Source organism: Nocardia sp. NPDC019219, assembly GCF_040632645.1.
Lineage (GTDB): Bacteria > Actinomycetota > Actinomycetes > Mycobacteriales > Mycobacteriaceae > Nocardia > Nocardia sputorum.
Genome location: NZ_JBEYCG010000015.1, coordinates 42,120 through 45,746, shown reverse-complemented (window position 1 = coordinate 45,746; position 3,627 = coordinate 42,120). Strand labels below are relative to the sequence as shown.

Below are 3,627 nucleotides of genomic sequence, written 5' to 3'. Positions count from 1 at the left end.
CGCATGTCCCCTTATTCATACCCGGACGCGCGAAGGCATGACGGAAGCACGCCCGCTCTCCGCGTCCGAAATCTGGCTTGTATATGCACTTCGTGTACTGGGAAGCGGCGCTACCCCTGCGCTTCGCCGCTCCGTTCAGGTTCCGCGTGTAGCTCGATCCGCCGGTGCCCGACCTCCGATCGGCCTGCCTACGGCGACTCCCACACCTCCTGTTTGTCGGCATTCCAGTCGTCCCAAAATCTGAAAACAGAACTTTTGAACCTGTGGTGAAGCATCGACACTCTGGCGGGACAAGCTATCTGACAGCAGCTCGGCTCAGTCTAGTCATATCAAAGCTCCCAGCTCCGCACGGAAGCCGGGCGTTTCGAATCTCGGTGCGCGCAATGCGGGCCGTGACACAGCCCGGGCGATGCGACCGCAGTGCGCAGGTATCCGACACCGAAGTGCCTGGTTCCGAGGGGTCGCCCCGCTAGGAGACACCCGCGATCGGGCATCGTACATGCCGGGTCGCGGCCGGAATCAAGCCGGGATGGCCAACGCCGCGGAAGCGAGCAGGAAGCAAACCTCGACCGCCGATGCTCCGAATCTGCTATTCCTCTAGAAGAAATTGATTGACAACAGGGCAATACATTGGCAATTGCATCGGGTCCAACCCTCTCGCATCTAACCAATTGCCTCAGCTCGGCTTGAAGTCAGATTTCGACGCAACACCACCGGCATACACATATTTATGTGTCATCCGAATTCTCCGGTATACACTTCCGGGCGGAATCATGCACGTATCTCTCGCTTTTCCGTCGGGCGCCGTTGTCTTATCCAGAACGATTCCGCCGGGCTGCGCACCTTTCCGCGCTCGCCATCATCCCGATTCGCCGGTCAGCCGAAGGCGCGCAGCCGTCGAGACGAACCCGGCGAATGGCGTCCGGCCGGTCAAACCACGGATCCGCCCCGCCAACCGGTTCGCCGGAGACCGGCGCCGACCCTCCTCGAGCATGCTCGAGTCACCATGGAGTGTGTTATTCCGCAGCGGATCTCGCACGTCGAACGGACACGCGAACGATCGCACCGGAAGCGTCGCAAAGAATTCTCGGGACGATGGTTCGGCAAATTCGGTCGATGGCTCACGCGGCGTACCGGGGGGACAAATCTCCCGGTCGAGGGGATGCGGAGAGGTCCACCGGTCGCTTTCCGCACCCGAAAGTCCTCGATTCTCCGATATCTCACACCTACCGCCGCTGAACCGATACGCTCGCCGTCGCTGCGCAACCACTCCAGATCGGCCTCGCCCAGCGAGATCCCGGGCCCGGAGCCGGTCCGGATCGCCATCGAAGTGACGATGTGCAACGCACAGCCAGGCAGCGCGGCTTCGACTGCCGCTCAGGCGTCCACCTGACACGAGCCGGCCGAGCCGTCGACCGCGGCCAGGATTCGAGAGTCCAGATCTGCTACGCGCGAGATGGTTTCCGTGTCCATGGGATCCTTCGGGGTCCATCGGATCCTTCGGGCCTGCCGGGGTCAGCGCGCCGCCTGATCCTGCTCGCCGAGCAGCCGGACACCCGTCACAATCGTGGGTTCGATGGCGATGACCGTGTCCATGACCGCATCGGCCCACGGCCGCAGCAGTCGGGTATAGCGCTCCACCCGTTCGGGGTCGGTGACCGTACGGGCGAGGCCGGTCACCACGACCGACCAGCCCACGTGGGTCACCGCATCGATGTCGTCGGCCTCGTAGGCGACGACGACGGAGGGATCGGCGCGGACGGTGCCGGTGAGCCGCGAGGTGACCCGGGTACGCACGATGACCAACCCGGCGTCCACGAAATGGTTGACCGGACGGATCGCGGGCAATGCGTCCCGGGTGAAGACGACGCGGCCGTAGGCGACGCCGGCCAGCAGACGCAACGCCTCCTCGCGGTCGATCTCGACCATCGTGCGGGCCGGGACGCCGTTGTCCGCGACACGGCCGTTCGATGCGATCATGATCTCGCACCGCGGCACATCACGCGCGCATCCACTGGGGACGACCTCGCTTTCCGGTCTGCACTCGATACCACGGCTTCCCATACCATCACCGAGTTCTCCTGCTGGACAGAGCAGAAAGTCCCCGATCGGTCCCTGCCACCTGCGGAGCCGGGACTCCCGGCCGAGTGATCGTCATGGTCCGCTCACCTCCGGCCGGGACGGTCGCCGGAGGCCGGCACGCTCCCGTAGCCGCCGGATGTCCCGCTCGATACCCTCCGCGAGCACCGCGATATCGGGGGCGCTGTCGTAATCTCCCGTGATGCCGAACGTCAACTGGTCCGCGTAGCTGAGCACCGCGACGGCGGTGCGCACTCGCATGGCGATCGGCACGGCGGGCAGGATCTCCGATACCGTGCGCCCCCGGATGGTCAGCTGGTCACGCGGGCCGGGCACGTTCGTCACCAGCGCGCCGACGGTTCGTTGCGGGAACCGCGCCAGCAGACGGAGACTCCACGCCAGGGGCGCGAACGGCAGCAGGCCGGCCAGGGCGAGCACCGAGTTCTCGGCTTGCGCCGCACCGCCCGACTTGTGCCTGGACATCCGCTCGCCGATCGTGTTCAGCCGCTCCACCGGATCGGCCATATCGATCGGCAGGAACGGCAGCACCGCCGTAACCCGATTGTCCATCAGGTATTTCGCCTTGTCGGACCGCATGGAGATCGGGACGAGGATACGCAGTTTGTCCGGAGCTGTCCGCTCGTTCCGGCCGGCCAGCAGGTCGCGATAAGCGCCGGCGACGGATGCCAGGACGACATCGTTCACCGTGACGCCGAACGCCGCACCGATGTCGTGCACGTCCGACAGGGCGGCCCGTGCCATCGCGTACCGGCGTTGCCGTCCGATGGGGCCGTTGAGCGAGGACTCGGCGGCCGGCGACACTACGGCGGACACCACCGGAGCCAGACCGCGCGTCACCGCGAGCACCGACCGTGGCGCGACGACGGGGAGCCGCGTCACTCCGCGGACCGCATCGAGCCACCGCATCCCGGCGCGGCGGCCCTGCGTGTCGGACCTGGGGTGGTCCGGCTCCCCCGGCACGGGATCGCAGAAACTCCGGAACACGGATATCCCGGACACGCCGTCCACCAAGCTGTGATGCGCTTTGACGAACAGTGCCCACCGGTCTCCCGCGAGATGTTCGACGACGACGCACTGCCACAGCGGATGGTCGCGATCGAGCCGCTCCTCCAGTTCCGCCGCCACCAGTTCGCATAATGCGGGGTCGTCACCCGGCGTGGGCAGCGCGGTCCACCGAATGTGGTGCGTGACATCGAAATCCGGGTCGTCCTCCCAGACCGGCGTAGCCAGGTCCAGCGGCGCGCGCCGCACCTTCTGGCGCAGGCGTGGGTTCCGCTCCGCACTCCTGGCGACCATGTCGCTGAACTCGGGCCTGCCCGGCGGAGCGCCGGCGATGATCGCCACCGCGCCGATCCCGAGGCTGATGTGCCGGTCGGCGTCCTCCAGTTCCATGAAGCCCGAATCGAGGGGCCGTAGTTCTGTCATGGGCACGCTCATTCCGGTGGTAGATGCCCAGCGCTCCGGCCACACGGCCCGGCGAGATACATCGCGGCACCTCGATCACTTGTTCGTCGGAACCCGCCGTTC

General features: G+C 66.2%; 2 protein-coding genes. Both read right to left on the bottom strand.

The features are described 5' to 3' along the window. Positions 1-1,515: 1,515 nt before the first annotated feature. Positions 1,516-1,980 (bottom strand): pyridoxamine 5'-phosphate oxidase family protein, encoded by a 465-nt coding sequence (locus tag ABZ552_RS25155; protein WP_159840527.1) that lies wholly within the window; start codon positions 1,978-1,980, stop codon positions 1,516-1,518. Positions 1,981-2,154: 174 nt separating this feature from the next. Further along, on the bottom strand, positions 2,155-3,525 hold the full coding sequence (locus ABZ552_RS25150; RefSeq protein ID WP_357440133.1) for a wax ester/triacylglycerol synthase family O-acyltransferase: 1,371 nt from the start codon (positions 3,523-3,525) through the stop codon (positions 2,155-2,157). Positions 3,526-3,627 lie beyond the last annotated feature (102 nt).